Origin of the sequence: Streptomyces lomondensis (assembly GCF_014651035.1) — a bacterium.
Classification (GTDB): domain Bacteria; phylum Actinomycetota; class Actinomycetes; order Streptomycetales; family Streptomycetaceae; genus Streptomyces; species Streptomyces lomondensis.
This window is the reverse complement of the sequence record NZ_BMWC01000003.1, coordinates 188,673-205,811: the sequence shown is the minus strand read 5'-3', so window position 1 is coordinate 205,811 and position 17,139 is coordinate 188,673. Positions and strand designations below refer to the sequence as shown.

The following is a 17,139-nucleotide window of genomic DNA, read 5'->3' as shown; positions in this document are numbered from 1 at the left end:
GGAGCCGGTGGTACGGGCGGGTGCGTACGCCGGGATGCGCCGTCATCCCGGAGAGCTCACGGAGGGTCAGTTGCCGAACGCTGCGTCGAAGGAGGCCGACGGCGGCTCGAAGTCGAAGGCCTTGAGGCGGGTCAGCGCCTCGGGCGCCCCCTGGAGCCGGTCCATGCCGGCGTCCTCCCATTCGACGGAGATCGGGCCCTGGTAGTCGATGGAGCGCAGCATCCGGAAGACGTCCTCCCAGGGGACGTCGCCGTGCCCGGCGGAGACGAAGTCCCAGCCGCGCCGCGTGTCGCCCCAGGGCAGGTGGGAGCCGAGCCGGCCGTTGCGTCCGTCGAGGCGCTTGCGGGCCTCCTTGCAGTCGACGTGGTAGATCCGGTCGCGGAAGTCCCAGAGGAAGCCGACCGGGTCGAGGTCCTGCCACACGAAGTGCGAGGGGTCGAAGTTCAGCCCGAACGCCGGGCGCCGGTCGACGGCTTCGAGGGCCCGCTGGGTCGTCCAGTAGTCGTAGGCGATCTCGCTGGGGTGGACCTCGTGCGCGAACCGCACGCCCTCGGCGTCGAAGACGTCGAGGATGGGGTTCCAGCGGTCGGCGAAGTCCTGGTAGCCGCGTTCGATCATCGTGTCGGGGGCGGGCGGGAACATGGCGACCAGGTGCCAGATGGCGGAGCCGGTGAAGCCGATGACGGTGTCGACGCCGAAGGCGGCGGCGGCCCGGGCGGTGTCCTTCATGCGCTCCGCGGCCCGCTGCCGGACCCCTTCCGGGTCGCCGTCGCCCCACACCTCACGGGGCACGATCGCCTGGTGGCGTTCGTCGATGATGGCGTCGCAGACGGCCTGTCCGACCAGGTGGTTGGAGATGGCCCAGCACTTCAGGCCGTACTTGTCGAGGAGCTGGTGCCTGGACGCCACATAGGAGGGATCGCTGAGCGCCTTGTCGACTTCGAAGTGGTCGCCCCAGCAGGCGAGTTCGAGGCCGTCGTAGCCGAAGTCGCGGGCCAGGCGGCAGACCTCCTCCAGGGGCAGGTCCGCCCACTGGCCGGTGAACAGGGTGAAGGTGCGCGGCATTCCGGTGGCCTCCTCAGACCGCGATCGGCGTGTAGACGGAGTTCTTCTCGGCGCTCTCCTCGACCGCCGCGAGCACGCGCTGCACCTGGAGCCCGTCGGTGAAGGAGGGTTCGGGGCGGCGGCCCTCGGCGATGGCGTGGACGAGGTCGCGGGCCTGGTGGACGAAGGTGTGCTCGTAGCCGAGGCCGTGGCCCGGCGGCCACCAGGCGTCCAGGTAGGGGTGGTCGGGCTCGGTGACGAGGATGCGGCGGAAGCCCGCCTCCGCGCCCGGCTCCGTGGCGTCGTGGAAGGACAGCTCGTTGAGGCGCTCCAGGTCGAAGGCGAGCGAGCCGCGCTCGCCGTTGAGTTCGATGCGCAGGGCGTTCTTGCGGCCGGTGGCGTAGCGGGTGGCCTCGAAGGAGGCGATCGCGCCGGAGGGGAAGCGGGCCGTGAACAGGGCGGCGTCGTCCACGGTGACCTCGCCGGTGCCGGCGGCCGAGACGGCGGACAGTCCGCTGGTGGCGCCGGTGGGCAGGGGCCGTTGCCGTACGAAGGTCTCCGTCAGCGCGGAGACGCCCGCCAGGGGCTCCCCCACGAGGTACTGCGCGAGGTCGATGATGTGCGCGCCCAGATCGCCGAGGGAACCCGAGCCGGCCTGTTCCTTGCGCAGCCGCCAGGTCAGCGGGAACTCGGGGTCGACCAGCCAGTCCTGGAGGTACGTCACGCGCACGTGCCGCAGCCTGCCGAGGCGGCCCTCGGCGACCATCCGGCGGGCCAGGGCGGTGGCGGGCACCCGGCGGTAGTTGAAGCCGACCATGGCCACCTGGCCGCGCGCGTGGGCCTCTTCGGCCGCCCGGGCCATGGACGTGGCCTCCGCGACGGTGTTGGCGAGGGGCTTCTCGCACAGCACGTGCTTGCCGGCGGCCAGGGCGGCCAGCGCGATCTCGGCGTGGCTGTCGCCGGGGGTGCAGATGTCGACGAGGTCGACGTCGTCCCGTTCGACGAGGGCGCGCCAGTCGGTCTCGACGGACGCCCAGCCGTGCCGGTCGGCCGCCGCCCGCGCAGCGGACCGGTCCCGGCCGCAGATCACGGACTGCACGGGGTTCAGCGGCAGGTCGAAGACGCGACCCGCGGTGCGCCAGCCCTGGGAGTGGGCGGCCCCCATGAAGGCGTATCCGACCATCCCCACCCGCAGGGGTGGCTTGCCTGCCTCGGTCCCTTCTGGCTGCGCTTGCGGCTGTCCCATACGGGTGTCCTCCTCGTCCTGGTCGGGGTGGCGCACGTGGGGGGTGCGGGCGGAACCGGTCACCGGAAGCCGGTGGGCATGTACTGGTCGACGTTGGTCTTGTCGACGACGGCCGAGTAGAGCGTGATGGAGGCGGGGATCTCGAACTCGGCCATGCCGCCGATGCCCTTGCCCTGGCCGAGGGCGCGGGCGAGGTCGATCGCGGAGGCGGCCATGGTCGGCGGGTACAGCACCGTCGCCTTGAGCACGCCGTCGTCCTGCTTGATGGCCTGGAAGGCGGACAGGGCCCCCGCGCCGCCGACCATCAGGAAGTCGTCGCGCCCGGCCTGCTCGATGGCGCGCAGCGCGCCGACGCCCTGGTCGTCGTCGTGGTTCCACAGGGCGTCGAACTTGGACTGGGCCTGGAGCAGCTGGGCCATCTTGGCCTGCCCGGACTCGACGGTGAACTCGGCGGCCTGGCGGGCGACCTTCCTGATGTTGGGGTAGTTCTTCAGGGCGTCGTCGAAGCCCTGGGTGCGCTGCTTGGTGAGCTCCAGGTTGTCCAGGCCGGCCAGTTCGATGACGCGGGCGTCGGACTTCCCCTTGAGCTTCTCGCCGATGTAGTGGCCGGCGTTGAGGCCCATGCCGTAGTTGTCGCCGCCGATCCAGCAGCGGTAGGCCTGCGGGGTGTTGAAGATCCGGTCGAGGTTGACGACCGGGATGCCCGCGCGCATCGCCTTCAGCCCGACCTGGGTGAGGGCCTTGCCGTCGGCGGGCAGCACGACCAGGACGTCGACCTTCTTGTTGATGAGGGTCTCGATCTGGCCGATCTGCTGGGCGGTGTCGTTGGAGCCCTCGGTGATCTCCAGGGTGACGTCGGAGTACTTCTCGGCGCGGCTCTTGGCGTTGTCGTTGATGGCGTTGAGCCAGCCGTGGTCGGCCTGCGGTCCGGCGAAGCCGATGGTGACCTGCTTGCCGGGCTTGTCGTCGGCGGCCGGCTGGTTGTTCCCGGCCGGCTCGTCCTTGGAGTCGGACGGCTCGTTGCTGGTGCACCCCGTGAGGAGGGCACCGGCGGAGACGGCGGCGGCCCCGAAGAGCAGCCCTCTGCGGCTCGTGATCTCTGGCATGGCGGGGGAACCCTTTCCTCAAGTCGTGCTCGCGGTACGGCGCTGGACCAGCACGGCGGCGACGATGATCGCGCCCTTGGCGATCTGCTGGACGTCGCTCTGCAGGTTGTTCAGGGCGAAGATGTTGGTGATCGTGGTGAAGATCAGGACGCCGAGGACGGAGCCGGTGATGGTGCCGCGGCCGCCGGTCAGGAGGGTGCCGCCGATGATGGCGGCGGCGATGGCGTCGAGTTCGTAGAGGTTGCCGTTGGTGTTCTGGCCGGAGCCGGACAGGACGATCAGCAGGAAGGCGGCGATGCCGCAGCACAGCCCGGACAGCAGGTAGAGGTAGAGCCGCTGACGGCGGACGTCGATGCCGGCGAGCCGGGCGGCCTCCGGGTTGCCGCCGACGGCGACCGTGCGGCGTCCGAACGTGGTGCGGTTGAGCACCAGCCAGCCGATGACCGTGACCACGGCGAACACCAGCACCAGCGGCGGGATGCCGAGCACGTAGGCGTCGCGCTCGCCCAGGTCGAGCACCGAGGGCACGGTGACGATCTGCGTCTTGCCGTCGGTGATCTGGAGGGCGAGTCCGCGGGCGGAGGCCAGCATGGCGAGGGTGGCGATGAAGGGCACCATCGCGCCGTAGGCGATGAGCACCCCGTTGACCAGGCCGCAGCCGACGCCGACGACGACCGCCGTGAAGAGGATGCCCGCGAAGCCGTACTCCTGGGTGGCTACGGTCGTGGCCCACACGGAGGCGAGGGCGACGATCGCGCCGACCGACAGGTCGATGCCGCCGGAGACGATGACGAAGGTCATGCCCACGGTGACGACACCGATGACGGACGCCTGGGTGAGGACGAGTTGCAGGTTGCGGGTGTCGAGGAACTCGTCGGGTTTGGTGATGCCGCCGATGAGGACCAGCGCGGCGAGCACGCCGAGCAGGGACAGGGTGCGGACGTCGGCGCGGGCCATCAGGCCGCGCCAGGCCGGGGGCTGGACTGCGGGCACCTTGTCGGTGCTGCTGTCCCGGGGCGGGGAGACGGGCTGCGTCATGACGCCGGGCTTCCTTCCATGACCAGGTCGAGTACGCGGTGTTCGTCGAGTTGGCGCGCGGGTGCCGTGTGGACGACCCGGCCCTCGCGCAGCACCAGGACGCGGTCGGCGAGACCGAGCACCTCGGGCACCTCGCTGGAGACCAGCAGCACGGCGAGGCCCTCGTCCGCCAGCCGGCGGATGACCGCGTAGAGCTCGGCACGGGCGCCGACGTCGACGCCGCGGGTGGGTTCGTCGAGCAGCAGCACCTTGCAGCCGCGCAGCAGCCAGCGGGCCAGGACGGCCTTCTGCTGGTTGCCGCCGGACAGGGTGCGCACCGGCACGGACGGGTTGTCGGGCCTCAGCGACAGCTCGCGGGTGGCGGCGCGGGCGGCGCCGAGTTCGGCGCCCCGGTCGATCCAGCCGCCGCGCGAGAAACGGGACATGGAGGAGACCGACACGTTGCGGGTGACGGACTCCAGCATCAGCAGGGCCTGCGCCTTGCGTTCCTCGGGGGCGAGCCCGAGTCCGGCCCGGACGGCTGCCCGGACGCTGCCCGGCTTCAACGCCCGGCCGTCGACCAGCACCTGACCGGCCGTCGGTTTGCGGGCGCCGTAGACGGTCTCCAGGATCTCTGAGCGTCCCGAGCCGACGAGTCCGGCGAGGCCGACGATCTCGCCCGGCCGCACCTCCAGGTCGAGCGTCTCGAACTCGCCCTGCCGGGACAGCCCTTGGACCTTCAGCACGGGTTCGCCGGGCGGCGGGGAGACGGGCCGGTCGGGGAAGACGTACTCGACGTTGCGCCCGGTCATTAGGGCGACGACCTCACGCGTCGGGGTCGACTTCGCCGGGAGTCCGTTCGCGACGGCCCGCCCGTCCTTCAGGACCGTCACCCGGTCGCCGATGCGGCGGATCTCCTCCAGCCGGTGCGAGATGTAGACGACGGCGACTCCGGCGGCGGTGAGGTCGCCGACGATACGGAAGAGGTTGTCGACCTCGTCCGGGTCGAGGGCGGCGGACGGCTCGTCCATCACGATCAGCCGCACGTCGTGGGAGAGCGCCCGGGCCATGGACACGATCTGCTGCTGCGCCGCGGACAACTCCCCGACGAGCCGGGCCGGATCGATCTCCGCATGGCCGAGTCGCTTGAGCAGCACTGCTGTCGACTCCTTCGCCGCCTTGCCCCGGACGACGAAGCCGGCGGCGGTCGGCTCATGCCCCAGGTGGACGTTCTCGGCGACCGACAGGTGCTCCACCAAGTCGAGTTCCTGGTAGATGGTGGCGATGCCGAGGCGCATGGCGGCGATCGGCGAGCGGAGCGTGACCCCCTCGCCGCGCCAGCGGATGGTGCCGGTGTCGGGCTGGTGGGCGCCGGCCAGGACCTTGATGAGGGTGGACTTGCCGGCCCCGTTCTGGCCGAGCAGGCAGTGCACCTCGCCGGCCAGGACGTCGAGGTCGACGCCGTCGAGGGCCCGGACTCCGGGGAACGACTTGGTGATGCCGGACATGCTGAGCAGCGGTGGTTCTGATGCCATGCGGATTCCCCTTGGCGGGCGGGCCGGTGTCAGGGCGCTTGTCGAACAGGCGTGTTCAGGGCAGGGCAGAACAGGGCGCTGTGCTGGTGAGCCGTGCTGTCGAACAGGACTACGCGGGAGAGAACAGGTGATCGCTGATGAGCCGGGCCGCGCCGGTGACGCCGGCGGCGGGGCCCAACTCGCCTAGGACGATGGGCAGGTTGCCGGTCGCCAGCGGCAGCGACTGGCGGTAGACCTGGGTGCGGATCGCGGCGAGCAGGGTGTGGCCGAGGCCGGTCACCCCGCCGCCGATCACCACCAGGCCCGGGTTGAAGAAGCTGACCAGGCCGGCGATGACCTGGCCGGTGCGGTTGCCGCCCTCGCGGATCAGGTCGAGTGCGGTGGCGTCGCCCGCGGCGGCCGCGGCGGCGACGTCGACGGCGGTGAGAGCGCCGTTCGTCTCCAGCCGCGAGGCCAGTTCGGCCGACAGCCCCTGCTGGGCGGCCTCCGTGGCGTCGCGGGCGAGGGCCGCCCCGCTGAAGTGGGCTTCCAGGCAGCCCCGGTTGCCGCACGCGCAGGGACGGCCGTCGGGCACGGCCTGGATGTGTCCGATGTCGCCGGCGCTGCCCGTCGTACCGCGGTAGACCTCACCGCCGACGACGATGCCGCAGCCGATGCCGGTGCCGATCTTGACGCAGAGGAAGTCGGCGACGGTGCGGGCGACGCCCGCGTGCTGCTCGCCCATCGCCATGAGGTTCACGTCGTTGTCGACCATGACCGGGCAGCCGAGTTCCTGGCTGAGCGCCTCCCGTACGGGGAAGCCGTCCCAGCCGGGCATGATCGGCGGTGCCACCGGGATGCCCTCGGGGAAGCGGACCGGGCCCGGGACGCCGATGCCGGCGCCGTCGAACTCCTCCGCGAGCCCCGAGGCCTTGAGTTTGGCGGCCATGGCCAGGACCTGCTCGAAGACCGCGACGGGGCCTTCGCGCACGTCCATGGGCTGGTTGAGGTGCCCGAGGGTCTCCAGCTCGGCGTTGGTGACGGCGACGTCGACCGAGGTCGCGCCGATGTCGACGCCGAGGAACCGGAGTTCGGGGTTGAGGCGGACGTTGTGGCTGCGGCGGCCACCGCGCGAGGCGGCGAGTCCGTCGGCCACGACCAGACCCGTCTCCAGCAGCCGGTCCACCTCCACGGCCAGCTTGGACCGCGAGAGGTCGATCTGGTCGCCCAGCTGGGCGCGGGAGTTGGGGCCGCCGTCGCGCAACAGCTTGAGCAGCCGGGCCTGGTGGGCGTTTCCGGGTCGTGCGGTCATGCGTCTCACGAGCCCCTCCCCGCCTCGATCGGCCTGTGCGCGCCGGTTTTCCGCCACATCGTGGCTTGCTTTCGGAGGGAACGTAGCAGCGGCTGCCGAGGGTGGGAAGAAGTCGCGCAGGAATTGCCCTCCACTTTTTCCACTCACAGGACAAAGGCGAGGGGTGCGGCCCTTACCTCGCAGGTAATCGACCGTTGGTGCGGGCCCGGGTCAGGCTGGCCTCCGTCCTGGTTGCCCCCTCGGGAGGTCCCGTATGTCCGACGCCCCTGCCCTGCAAGCCCTGTTGCGGGCGGTGCCCTTCGCCGGTGAGCTGGGCATCGCTCTGGAGGAGGCCGCTCCCGCTCGGGTCAGGGCCACGCTCGCCTGGGCCCCGGAGTTGTGCACGGTGGGTGGCACCCTGCACGGCGGCGCGCTGATGGCACTGGCCGACACGGCCGGCGCGGTGTGCGCGTTCCTCAACCTGCCGTCGGGCGCGAGCACCTCGACGGTCGAATCGAAGACGAACTTCTTCCGCGCCGTGCGGTCGGGCACCGTCCACGCCGAGGCGCAGCCCGTGCACGTGGGCCGCTCCTTCATCGCCGTCCGGACGGACCTGCGCGACGAGAACGGCACCCTGGTGGGCCAGACGACGCAGACTCAGGCGGTGCTGACAGCCGGCTGAGGCCGGAGGAGCGCGGCCGATGCGTCCCTGGAACGCGGCCGGTGAGGCCCTAAGAACGCGGCCGACGCGCCCCCGGAACGCGGCCGGTGAGGCCTCAGGAACCCGCCCGCGCGTGGTACGACCGCCGTGTGTGCTCGGTGTGTTCGCGCATCAGCTGGGTGGCCCGCTGCTCGTCCCGGGCGGCGACCGCCGCGATCAGTTCGCGGTGCTCGATCCACGACTGGTGGCCGCGCTGGCGGGCGACGGGCGTGTAGTACCAGCGCACGCGCCGGTCGACCTGCGCGGCGAGTTCGGCGAGGACGGCGTTGCCCGCGAGCTCCATGATCTTCGCGTGGAAGCGGGCGTTCATGGCGACGGCCCCGTCCACGTCGTCGGCCTCGACGGCCTTCTCGCCCTCCGCGCACAGCGCTTCCAGGGCGGCGATGCCGGCGCTGTCCGCGCCCGCCGCCGCGAGCCGGGCGGCCTCGGCCTCCAGCAGCGTACGGACCGTGAGAAGCTGGTCGGCCTCCTCCTCCGTCGGCTCGTGCACGAACGCGCCCTGGGCGGGCCGCAGATCGACCCACCCCTCGGTGTTGAGCCGCTGGAGCGCCTCCCGCACCGGCTGCCGGGAGACCCCCAGATGCCCGGCCAGCTCGCTCTCGACTAGGTGCTGGCCCGGCTGGAGGGCACGGGTGGTGATGAGTTCGAGCAGCGCCTCGTACACGCGGTCGCGCAGCGGACCCGGGCGTTCCAGCTTGGGTACCGCCCCCTGGGGCAGGCCTGTCGACAGCATCGCGGTCCCCCTCCTCGGCAGGGCCGTGCACAGCGCGGCGGAAGCCGGTGTCGCCGCAGAGTCAGTATCGATTGTCTTTCGTCTACAGTCTACGGCGCACAGGAGCCAGGGCTTCCGGGAGTTGACCGCGTCACACCCCGGCGGGCCCGACGGGGGATCAGGGGCAGCGGACGACCTGCCCGGCGTAGGAGAGGTTCCCGCCGAAGCCGAACAGCAGGACCGGGTCGCCCGTCGAGACCTCGCCCCGCTCGACCAGCTTGGAGAAGGCCAGCGGAATGCTCGCGGCGGACGTGTTGCCGGACTCGGTGACATCGCGGGCGACGACGGCGTTCACGGCGCCGATCTTCTCGGCGAGGGGCTCGATGATGCGCAGGTTCGCCTGGTGCAGCACGACGGCGGCGAGGTCCGCGGGCTCCAGTCCGGCCCGCTCGCACGCCCGGCGCGCGATGGGCGGCAGCTGGGTGGTCGCCCAGCGGTAGACGCTCTGCCCCTCCTGGGCGAAGCGCGGCGGCGTGCCCTCGATCCGCACCGCGTTCCCCATCTCGGGCACGGACCCCCACAGCACCGGCCCGATGTCCGGCTCGCCGGCGGCCTCCACCACCGCGGCCCCGGCCCCGTCCCCGACGAGCACGCACGTGCTGCGGTCGCTCCAGTCGGTCACCTCGGACATCTTGTCGGCCCCGATGACCAGCGCCCGGCTCGCGCCCCCCGCGCGGACGGCGTGGTCGGCGGTGGCCAGGGCGTGGGTGAAGCCGGCGCACACGACGTTGAGGTCCATGGTGGCGGCCTGCGGGATGCCCAGGCGGGCCGCGACCCGGGCGGCCGTGTTGGGCGAGCGGTCGACGGCGGTGGAGGTGGCGACCAGCACCAGGTCGATGTCGGCCGGGGTCAGCCCGGCCGCCGCGAGGGCCTTGGCGGCGGCGTGCGCGGCCAGCTCGTCGACCGGCTCGTCGGGTCCGGCGATGTGGCGGGTGCGGATGCCCACCCGGCTCCTGATCCACTCGTCACTGGTGTCCACCATGCCCGCCAGGTCCTCGTTGGTGAGCACCTTGGCGGGCTGGTAGTGGCCGACGGCGGCGATGCGCGAGCCGTTCATGTGGGCGGGTCCCCCTCGTTGCCTTGGGTAGCGGATCCACCAGTCTGATCAGTGACTCGCGGGTACGACGGCAGCCGAGGCGACAGGAAACGGCCGCCCGCGTTGTCGGCTTCCATCAGCGCCCGGGACGCCCGGCCGGCCGTCGGACCCCTAGCCGGTGAACAGCTGCGTCGCCTTGCGGACGAGTTCGTACAGACCGTAGGCGAGCGGCACGCCCACCCACGTCCAGGCGAAGGCGATCAGCCACCGCCGGTCCGGGCTAGGCGGACTCTGACTGCTGGGGCTGGACATGCGCTGCCTCCTTCGGTGCCGGGATGTGGTGACGCGGGTGGACGGGCCGGACGAGTTCGTTGGCGACGAAGCCGACGACGAGCAGCCCGATCATGATGACGAACGACATGCCGTACAGGGACGCGCCGTGCCGGCCCGCCTCCTCCTGCCGGTCGGCGATCCAGTTCACGATCAGCGGGCCGAGGACCCCGGCCGTGGACCAGGCGGTGAGCAGCCGCCCGTGGATGGCCCCGACCTGGTGTGTACCGAACAGATCCTTCAGATATGCCGGAATGGTCGCGAATCCGCCGCCGTAGAAGGAGAGGATGACCAGCGCGCACAGGATGAACAGCGGCTTGGAGGTGTCGCCGAACAGGGCGATGAGCGCGTACATCAGCGCGCCGGCGCCGAGGTAGACGCGGTAGATGTTCTTGCGGCCGATCAGGTCGGAGGTCGACGACCAGCCGATGCGGCCGGCCATGTTCGCGGCCGACAGCAGCGCGACGAAGCCGGCGGCGGCCGTCACGGACACGGGTGTGGAGGTGTCCGCGAAGAAGTCCGTGATCATCGGGGCGGCCTTCTCCAGGATGCCGATGCCGGCCGTGACGTTCATGCAGAGCACGATCCACAGGCACCAGAACTGCGGGGTGCGGACGGCCTGGTTCGCGGAGACCTGCGGGCCGGTGGCAGCCGGCCGCGCAGGTCCCCGCGACTGCGGGGCACTGCCCGGAACCCGGACCAGGAGCACACCCAGCAGCATGAAGACCGCGTACGACAGGCCGTGCACCAGGAAGGCGAGCGCGATGCCGGAACTGTCGCCGCCGAACGACTCCAGCATCTGCGCCGACCAGGGCGAGGCGATGAGCGCGCCGCCGCCGAAACCCATGATGGCGATGCCGGTGGCCATGCCGGGCCGGTCCGGGAACCACTTGATCAGGGTGGAGACGGGCGAGATGTAGCCGATGCCGAGGCCGATGCCGCCGACGAAGCCGTAGCCGAAGACGATCAGCCAGTACTGCTCCAGGGCCGCGCCCAGCGCGGAGAGCAGGAAGCCGGACGAGAAGCAGACCAGGGCGACCGTCATCGCCCAGCGCGGGCCGTTGCGCTCCACGAGCGTGCCGCCGAACGCGGCGGACAGGCCCAGCATGACGATGCCCAGCTGGAAGGGCAGCGCGCTCTGCGTGCCGCTGAGGCCGAGCGCGGACTCCAGGGGCGGCTTGAACACGCTCCAGGCGTAGGCCTGGCCGATGGAGAGGTGGACGGAGAGCGCGGCGGGCGGGACGAGCCAGCGGCTCCAGCCCGGCGGTGCGACGGGGGGACTCATGAACCCGGAACGGTAAGCACCCGCACGGGAGTTGAGAAGGCGGCGCGTCGACCGTATGCGGTGAGCGGTATCCGGCATGCGCCGAACGGTCGGCGCGCGGACCCTTGCCGCCCCAACCTCCATACTGTAGACAATATTTCGTCGACAGAGTCTCGGCAGTTCCTCGGTACCCTCGACCGAACGGAGCTCCCTCGTTATGAAAGTCGCAGTTCTCGGCGCCGGTGCCATCGGCGCCTACGTCGGCGCCGCGCTCCACCGCGCGGGCGCCGACGTGCATCTCATCGCCCGTGGACCGCATCTGGCGGCCATGAGGCGGCACGGAGTCCGAGTGCGCAGCCCGCGCGGCGACTTCACCGCGCACCCCCACGCGACCGACGACCCGGCCGAGGTCGGCCCGGCCGACTACGTCTTCCTGGGCCTGAAGGCCAACGCGTACGCGGCGTGCGGGCCGCTGATCGCGCCGCTGCTGCACGGCACCACGGCCGTCGTGGCGGCCCAGAACGGCATCCCCTGGTGGTACTTCCACCGGCACGGCGGCCCGTACGACGGCCACCGGATCGAGAGCGTGGACCCGGACGGCGCGGTCAGTGCGGTGCTCGCGCCCGAACGGGCCGTCGGCTGCGTGGTCTACGCGGCCACCGAGCTGGAAGGGCCCGGTGTCGTACGGCACTTGGAAGGCACCCGGTTCTCCATCGGCGAGCCCGACCGCAGCCGCTCGGCGCGCTGCGAAGCCTTCAGCGAGGCCATGCGGGCGGGCGGCCTGAAGTGCCCGGTCGAGCCGGACCTGCGGGGCGACATCTGGGTCAAGCTGCTCGGCAACATCTCCTTCAACCCGATCAGCGCGCTGGCCCGCGCGACCATGCGGCAGATGTGCCTGCACGGCGGCACCCGCCGGGTCATCGAGATCATGATGACCGAGACGCTCGCGGTGGCGAACGCCCTCGGCTGCGAGGTCGGCGTCTCCATTGAGCGCCGGCTCGCGGGCGCCGAGCGGGTCGGCGACCACCGCACCTCCACGCTCCAGGACCTGGAGCGCGGCAAGCCGCTCGAACTCGACGTGCTGCTCGCGGCGGTCGTCGAACTGGCGGAGATCACCGGCGTGGAGGTGCCCACCCTGCGCACCGTGCACGCCATCTCGGACCTGCTCGCGCTGAGGAGCGCCGCATGAGCAAACGCGATCGAACCCCGAAGACCTACACACGGCTCACCCATCCGCTGGTGAGGGACTCGCGCGACGAGCCCTTCCGCCGGGCGACCTGGGACGAGGCCCTGGACCGGGCCGCCCGGGGCCTGTCGGCGGCGCGCGGCGCCTTCGGGATGTTCTCCTGCGCCCGCGCCACCAACGAGATGAACTACGTGGCGCAGAAGTTCGCCCGGGTCGTCATGGGCACCAACAACGTCGACTCCTGCAACCGCACCTGCCACGCCCCGAGCGTGGCGGGCCTGTCGGCGGCGTTCGGCTCGGGCGGCGGGACGTCGTCGTACGAGGAGATCGAGCACACCGACGTCATCGTGATGTGGGGCTCCAACGCCCGGTTCGCGCATCCGATCTTCTTCCAGCACGTGCTGAAGGGGATCAGGAACGGCGCCCGGATGTACGCGGTCGATCCGCGCCGCACCTCGACCGCCGAGTGGGCGGAGAGCTGGCTCGGGCTGAACGTCGGCACGGACATCCCGATGGCGCACGCGATCGGACGCGAGATCATCCACGCGGGGCTCGCCAACGAGGCGTTCATCGCGCGGGCGACCACCGGTTTCGAGGAGTACAGGGCCCTGGTCGAGCCGTGGACGCTGTCGCTCGCGGAGAAGGTGACGGGCGTCCCGGCGGCGGCGATCCGCGAGCTGGCGCACGCCTACGCCCGTGCCGAGCGCGCCCAGTTGTGCTGGACGCTCGGCATCACGGAGCACCACAACGGCACCGACAACGTCCGCGCCCTGATCAACCTGTCCCTGCTCACCGGGCACGTCGGCCGCTACGGCTCGGGGCTCCAGCCCCTGCGCGGCCAGAACAACGTGCAGGGCGGCGGCGACATGGGCGCGATCCCCAACCGCCTCCCCGGCTTCCAGGACATCCTCGACCCGGATACCCGGCTGAAGTTCGAGTCGGCCTGGGACACCGTCATCCAGCCGCACTACGGCATGAACCTCACGGAGATGTTCGAGGCGATGGAGGACGGCTCGCTCAAGGCCGTCTACTGCATCGGCGAGAACCCGGCCCAGTCGGAGGCGGACAGCGAGCAGGCCGTACGGCGCCTGAAGGCGCTGGACTTCCTGGTCGTCCAGGACATCTTCCTCACCAAGACGGCGGAGCTGGCGGATGTCGTCCTGCCCGCCACGGCCGGCTGGGCGGAGACCGAGGGCACGACCACCAACAGCGAGCGGCGCGTCCAGCGTGTCCGCAGGGCCGTCACCCCGCCCGGCGAGGCCCGCGAGGACATCGACATCCTCTGCGACCTCGCCGCCCGCCTCGGGCACGACTGGAAGTACGCCGACGCCGAGACCGTGTGGAACGAACTGAGGTCGGTCTCGCCCGACCACCACGGCATGACGTACGAGCGCCTGGAGGAGCACCAGGGCATCCAGTGGCCCTGCCCCAGCACCGACGGTCTCGAACCGACTTACCTCCACGGCAGGTTATGGGAGACCGACCCGGCGAGGCGCGGGCGGCTCGCGCCCTTCGGGATCGTGCAGCACGACCCGCCCGTGGACCTCACCGACGAGCGGTACCCCATCCGGCTCACCACCGGGCGGCGACTCGACTCCTACAACACCGGCGTGCAGAGCGGCGGTTACGCCTCTCCGCTCCGGCGCGGCGAGTACATCGAGCTGAGCCCGGAGGACGCCGAGCGCTACGGGGTCGTCGTCGGCGAGGAGGTCCAGGTCACCTCGCGGCGCGGGTCGGTGACCGCGCCGGTGTGGGTGGACCCGGCGCTGCGGCCCGGGCTCGCCTTCATGACCATGCACTTCCCGGACGAGGTGGACACCAACGCGCTGACGATCGAGGCGAACTGCCCGATCGCGGGGACGGCGGAGTTCAAGGCGTCGGCGATCCGGATCGAGAAGCTGCCCATCGCGACCATCGTGGGGTGACGCACTGTGGACCTGCACTTCGGCGACAGCAAACCGACGGACGAGGAACGGGCGGCCGTGGACGCCCTGCTGGGGCCTCCCGAGTCGTCCTGGGAGGGCGCCGACCGCTCCGACGCGGACCTGAGGTGGGCCCGTGGCGGACGCGCGGCCCGCGACCGCCGCGACCTGCTGTTGCCGGGGCTGCACGCGATCAACGACCGGGTCGGCTGGATCAGCGACGGCGCCCTCGACTACCTGTGCCGGCGGCTGACGGTGCCGCCGGCGGAGGCGTACGGGGTCGCCACCTTCTACGCCATGTTCTCCGTCAAGCCGCGTCCGGCGACCGTGCTGCACGTCTGCACGGACCTGGCGTGCGCGGCGGCCGGGGCACCGGAGCTGTGCGCCGGGATCGAGGAGCGGCTCGGCCTCGGCAGCGGCGTCAGTGTCGAACGCAGTCCATGCCTCGGCCTGTGCGAACGCGCCCCGGCCGCGCTCGCGATCAAGGCCGGGGATCCGGTCCGTACGGCGGTGTCGGCACCGGCGACCGTCGAGGAGGCCGTCCTCGCCGCGAGCGCCCCCGACTCCGCGCCGGAGGAGCCCCCGGCCGCGCTGGCGGTGCCGCAGGCCGGTCAGGACGGCCTGACGCTGCTGCACCGCGTCGGCGTGGTCGACCCGGCATCGCTCGACGACTACCGCGCCCACGGCGGCTACACCGCCCTGCGCCGGGCCTTCGAGCTGGGCCCGGCGGGGGTCATCCGCGAGGTCACCGACTCGGGCCTGGCCGGGCGCGGCGGCGCCGCCTTCCCCACCGGCCGCAAGTGGCAGGCCACGGCCTCCCAGCCGGACCGTCCGCACTACCTGGTCTGCAACGCCGACGAGTCCGAGCCGGGCACCTTCAAGGACCGCGTGCTGATGGAGGGCGACCCGTACGCGCTGGTCGAGGCGATGACGATCGCCGGGTACGCGACCGGCGCCCACCAGGGCTACCTGTATCTGCGCGGCGAGTACCCGCGCGCCCTGCACCGGCTGGAGCACGCGATCGCCCAGGCACGCGCGCGGGGCCTGCTCGGCGACGACGTCCTCGGCCAGGGCTACGCCTTCGACATCGAGATCCGGCGCGGTGCGGGCGCCTACATCTGCGGTGAGGAGACGGCCCTGTTCAACTCCATCGAGGGCTACCGGGGCGAGCCCCGCTCGAAGCCGCCGTTCCCCGTGGAGAAGGGCCTGTTCGGCAAGCCGACGGTCGAGAACAACGTGGAGACGCTGGTCAACGTCCTGCCGATCCTGACCATGGGCGCCCCGGCCTACGCGGCGATCGGCACGGAGCGGTCCACCGGTCCCAAGCTGTTCTGCGTGTCCGGGACCGTGGAGCGGCCGGGTGTCTACGAGCTGCCGCTCGGCGCGACGCTGGGCGACCTGCTCGCCCTCGCCGGGGTGCGGGACGGGCTGCGGGCAGTGCTGCTCGGCGGGGCCGCCGGCGGTTTCGTCCGGGCCGACGAGCTGGACATCCCGCTCACCTTCGAGGGCACGCGCGAGGCCGGCACGACCCTGGGCTCGGGGGTCGTGATGGCCTTCGACGACAGCGTGCCCCTCCCCCGGCTGCTGCTGCGCATCGCGGAGTTCTTCCGCGACGAGTCGTGCGGCCAGTGCGTGCCCTGCCGGGTCGGGACCGTACGGCAGGAGGAGGCGCTGCACCGGATCGCGGAGCGCACGGGTGCCGCCGCCGCGGGCGACATCGCCCTGCTCAGGGAGGTCGGCCGCGCGATGCGGGACGCCTCGATCTGCGGTCTCGGGCAGACCGCGTGGAACGCCGTGGAATCCGCCATCGACCGTCTGGGGGCGTACGAATGACCGTCACACCGCTGGGGATCCCGCGCCGCCTGCTGGAGTTCACGATCGACGGCGAACAGGCCCGGGTCCCCGAGGGCTCGACCATTCTGGACGCCTGCCGGGCGGCCGGGAAGGACATCCCGACCCTGTGCGAGGGCGACACCTTGCGGCCGAAGAACGCCTGCCGGGTCTGTGTCGTGGAGGTCGAGGGGTCCCGCACCCTCGTCCCGGCCTGCTCCCGCAAGGCCGAGCCGGGCATGGAGGTCCGCACCGGCACCGAGCGGGCCCGGCACAGCCGGAAGATCGTCCTCGAACTGCTCGCGTCCTCCGTCGACCTGTCGACGACACCCCGGGTCGCCGAGTGGCTCAAGGAGTACGAGGCGAAGCCCGACCGCTTCGGCCCGGACGCGGCCCGCCTGAACGAGGAACCGAGGGTCGACAACGACCTGTATGTGCGCGACTACGACAAGTGCATCCTCTGCTACAAGTGCGTCGACGCCTGCGGCGACCAGTGGCAGAACACCTTCGCGATCTCGGTCGCCGGGCGCGGTTTCGACGCCCGGATCGCCGTGGAGCACGACGCCCCGCTGACCGACTCGGCGTGCGTGTACTGCGGCAACTGCATCGAGGTGTGCCCGACGGGCGCGCTGTCCTTCAAATCCGAGTTCGACATGCGCGCGGCGGGTACGTGGGACGAGTCGCGGCAGACGGAGACGACCACGGTGTGCGCGTACTGCGGAGTGGGCTGCAACCTGACGCTGCACGTGCAGGACAATGAGATCGTGAAGGTCACCTCGCCGCACGACAACCCGGTGACCCACGGCAACCTCTGCATCAAGGGCCGCTTCGGCTACCAGCACGTACAGAACCGGGACTGA

Annotated in this window: 15 protein-coding genes; 5 read left to right on the top strand and 10 right to left on the bottom strand. The window is 71.6% G+C overall.

What is annotated here, in order from left to right; genetic code table 11:
- Positions 1–66: 66 nt before the first annotated feature.
- The 6 genes from IE255_RS12385 to IE255_RS12360 all read right to left on the bottom strand — a co-directional run bounded on the left by IE255_RS12385 (position 67) and on the right by IE255_RS12360 (position 7,239).
- Positions 67–1,065 (bottom strand): sugar phosphate isomerase/epimerase family protein, encoded by a 999-nt coding sequence (locus tag IE255_RS12385; protein ID WP_190050268.1) that lies wholly within the window; start codon positions 1,063–1,065, stop codon positions 67–69.
- 13 nt (positions 1,066–1,078) lie between these two features.
- The gene (locus tag IE255_RS12380) at positions 1,079–2,290 is read right to left on the bottom strand and encodes a Gfo/Idh/MocA family protein (RefSeq protein WP_190050267.1); all 1,212 of its coding nucleotides are present in this window, start codon (positions 2,288–2,290) and stop codon (positions 1,079–1,081) included.
- Between the two features lie 59 nt (positions 2,291–2,349).
- Positions 2,350–3,396 (bottom strand): substrate-binding domain-containing protein, encoded by a 1,047-nt coding sequence (locus IE255_RS12375; RefSeq protein ID WP_190050266.1) that lies wholly within the window; start codon positions 3,394–3,396, stop codon positions 2,350–2,352.
- 18 nt (positions 3,397–3,414) lie between these two features.
- Positions 3,415–4,434, bottom strand: a complete 1,020-nt coding sequence (locus IE255_RS12370) for an ABC transporter permease (protein WP_190050265.1) — start codon at positions 4,432–4,434, stop codon at positions 3,415–3,417.
- Positions 4,431–5,948, bottom strand: coding sequence for a sugar ABC transporter ATP-binding protein (locus IE255_RS12365; RefSeq protein ID WP_190050264.1), 1,518 nt, complete (start codon positions 5,946–5,948; stop codon positions 4,431–4,433). Before IE255_RS12365 ends, IE255_RS12370 begins: the two co-directional genes overlap by 4 nt.
- Before the next feature lie 109 nt (positions 5,949–6,057).
- The gene (locus IE255_RS12360) at positions 6,058–7,239 is read right to left on the bottom strand and encodes an ROK family transcriptional regulator (RefSeq protein WP_190050263.1); all 1,182 of its coding nucleotides are present in this window, start codon (positions 7,237–7,239) and stop codon (positions 6,058–6,060) included.
- Positions 7,240–7,492: 253 nt separating this feature from the next.
- On the opposite strand from IE255_RS12360, the gene IE255_RS12355 reads away from it, so the two are divergent.
- The gene (locus tag IE255_RS12355; RefSeq protein ID WP_190050262.1) at positions 7,493–7,900 is read left to right on the top strand and encodes a PaaI family thioesterase; all 408 of its coding nucleotides are present in this window, start codon (positions 7,493–7,495) and stop codon (positions 7,898–7,900) included.
- Positions 7,901–7,994: 94 nt separating this feature from the next.
- Here the strand turns inward: IE255_RS12355 and IE255_RS12350 are convergent, their stop codons facing one another.
- From IE255_RS12350 to IE255_RS12335, 4 genes are all read right to left on the bottom strand, one after another.
- Positions 7,995–8,672 carry a GntR family transcriptional regulator gene (locus tag IE255_RS12350; RefSeq protein ID WP_190050261.1) on the bottom strand — a complete coding sequence of 226 codons (678 nt, stop codon included), beginning with the start codon at positions 8,670–8,672 and terminating at the stop codon, positions 7,995–7,997.
- A 157-nt stretch (positions 8,673–8,829) separates the two neighbouring features.
- A complete protein-coding gene (locus IE255_RS12345; RefSeq protein ID WP_190050260.1) occupies positions 8,830–9,768 on the bottom strand; it encodes a beta-ketoacyl-ACP synthase III in 939 nt (312 codons plus the stop codon).
- A gap of 150 nt (positions 9,769–9,918) precedes the next feature.
- Entirely contained in the window at positions 9,919–10,059 is a 141-nt protein-coding gene (locus IE255_RS12340) for an MFS transporter small subunit (protein ID WP_190050259.1), read from the bottom strand.
- On the bottom strand, positions 10,028–11,362 hold the full coding sequence (locus IE255_RS12335; protein ID WP_190050258.1) for an OFA family MFS transporter: 1,335 nt from the start codon (positions 11,360–11,362) through the stop codon (positions 10,028–10,030). The genes IE255_RS12340 and IE255_RS12335 overlap by 32 nt, the downstream gene beginning before the upstream one ends.
- 196 nt (positions 11,363–11,558) lie before the next feature.
- On the opposite strand from IE255_RS12335, the gene IE255_RS12330 reads away from it, so the two are divergent.
- Genes IE255_RS12330 through IE255_RS12315 form a run of 4 tightly spaced genes read left to right on the top strand, consistent with a single transcriptional unit; the run spans position 11,559 to position 17,139 of the window.
- Complete coding sequence (locus tag IE255_RS12330; RefSeq protein ID WP_190050257.1) at positions 11,559–12,530, top strand: 2-dehydropantoate 2-reductase; 972 nt, start codon at positions 11,559–11,561, stop codon at positions 12,528–12,530.
- Positions 12,527–14,452, top strand: coding sequence for a molybdopterin oxidoreductase family protein (locus IE255_RS12325; protein ID WP_190050256.1), 1,926 nt, complete (start codon positions 12,527–12,529; stop codon positions 14,450–14,452). Before IE255_RS12330 ends, IE255_RS12325 begins: the two co-directional genes overlap by 4 nt.
- A 6-nt stretch (positions 14,453–14,458) precedes the next feature.
- The gene (locus tag IE255_RS12320) at positions 14,459–16,282 is read left to right on the top strand and encodes an NAD(P)H-dependent oxidoreductase subunit E (RefSeq protein ID WP_190050255.1); all 1,824 of its coding nucleotides are present in this window, start codon (positions 14,459–14,461) and stop codon (positions 16,280–16,282) included.
- A complete protein-coding gene (locus tag IE255_RS12315) occupies positions 16,279–17,139 on the top strand; it encodes a 2Fe-2S iron-sulfur cluster-binding protein (protein WP_190050254.1) in 861 nt (286 codons plus the stop codon). The genes IE255_RS12320 and IE255_RS12315 overlap by 4 nt, the downstream gene beginning before the upstream one ends.

Excerpts from the sequence above, each read along its gene's own strand:
- IE255_RS12335 (WP_190050258.1), bottom strand. The coding sequence starts at position 11,362 with ATGAGTCCCCCCGTCGCACCGCCGGGCTGGAGCCGCTGGCTCGTCCCG.
- IE255_RS12370 (WP_190050265.1), bottom strand. The coding sequence starts at position 4,434 with ATGACGCAGCCCGTCTCCCCGCCCCGGGACAGCAGCACCGACAAGGTG.
- IE255_RS12385 (WP_190050268.1), bottom strand. The coding sequence starts at position 1,065 with ATGCCGCGCACCTTCACCCTGTTCACCGGCCAGTGGGCGGACCTGCCC.
- IE255_RS12325 (WP_190050256.1), top strand. The coding sequence starts at position 12,527 with ATGAGCAAACGCGATCGAACCCCGAAGACCTACACACGGCTCACCCAT.
- IE255_RS12365 (WP_190050264.1), bottom strand. The coding sequence starts at position 5,948 with ATGGCATCAGAACCACCGCTGCTCAGCATGTCCGGCATCACCAAGTCG.
- IE255_RS12360 (WP_190050263.1), bottom strand. The coding sequence starts at position 7,239 with ATGACCGCACGACCCGGAAACGCCCACCAGGCCCGGCTGCTCAAGCTG.
- IE255_RS12380 (WP_190050267.1), bottom strand. The coding sequence starts at position 2,290 with ATGGGACAGCCGCAAGCGCAGCCAGAAGGGACCGAGGCAGGCAAGCCA.
- IE255_RS12340 (WP_190050259.1), bottom strand. The coding sequence starts at position 10,059 with ATGTCCAGCCCCAGCAGTCAGAGTCCGCCTAGCCCGGACCGGCGGTGG.
- IE255_RS12355 (WP_190050262.1), top strand. The coding sequence starts at position 7,493 with ATGTCCGACGCCCCTGCCCTGCAAGCCCTGTTGCGGGCGGTGCCCTTC.
- IE255_RS12315 (WP_190050254.1), top strand. The coding sequence starts at position 16,279 with ATGACCGTCACACCGCTGGGGATCCCGCGCCGCCTGCTGGAGTTCACG.
- IE255_RS12350 (WP_190050261.1), bottom strand. The coding sequence starts at position 8,672 with ATGCTGTCGACAGGCCTGCCCCAGGGGGCGGTACCCAAGCTGGAACGC.
- IE255_RS12345 (WP_190050260.1), bottom strand. The coding sequence starts at position 9,768 with ATGAACGGCTCGCGCATCGCCGCCGTCGGCCACTACCAGCCCGCCAAG.
- IE255_RS12375 (WP_190050266.1), bottom strand. The coding sequence starts at position 3,396 with ATGCCAGAGATCACGAGCCGCAGAGGGCTGCTCTTCGGGGCCGCCGCC.
- IE255_RS12330 (WP_190050257.1), top strand. The coding sequence starts at position 11,559 with ATGAAAGTCGCAGTTCTCGGCGCCGGTGCCATCGGCGCCTACGTCGGC.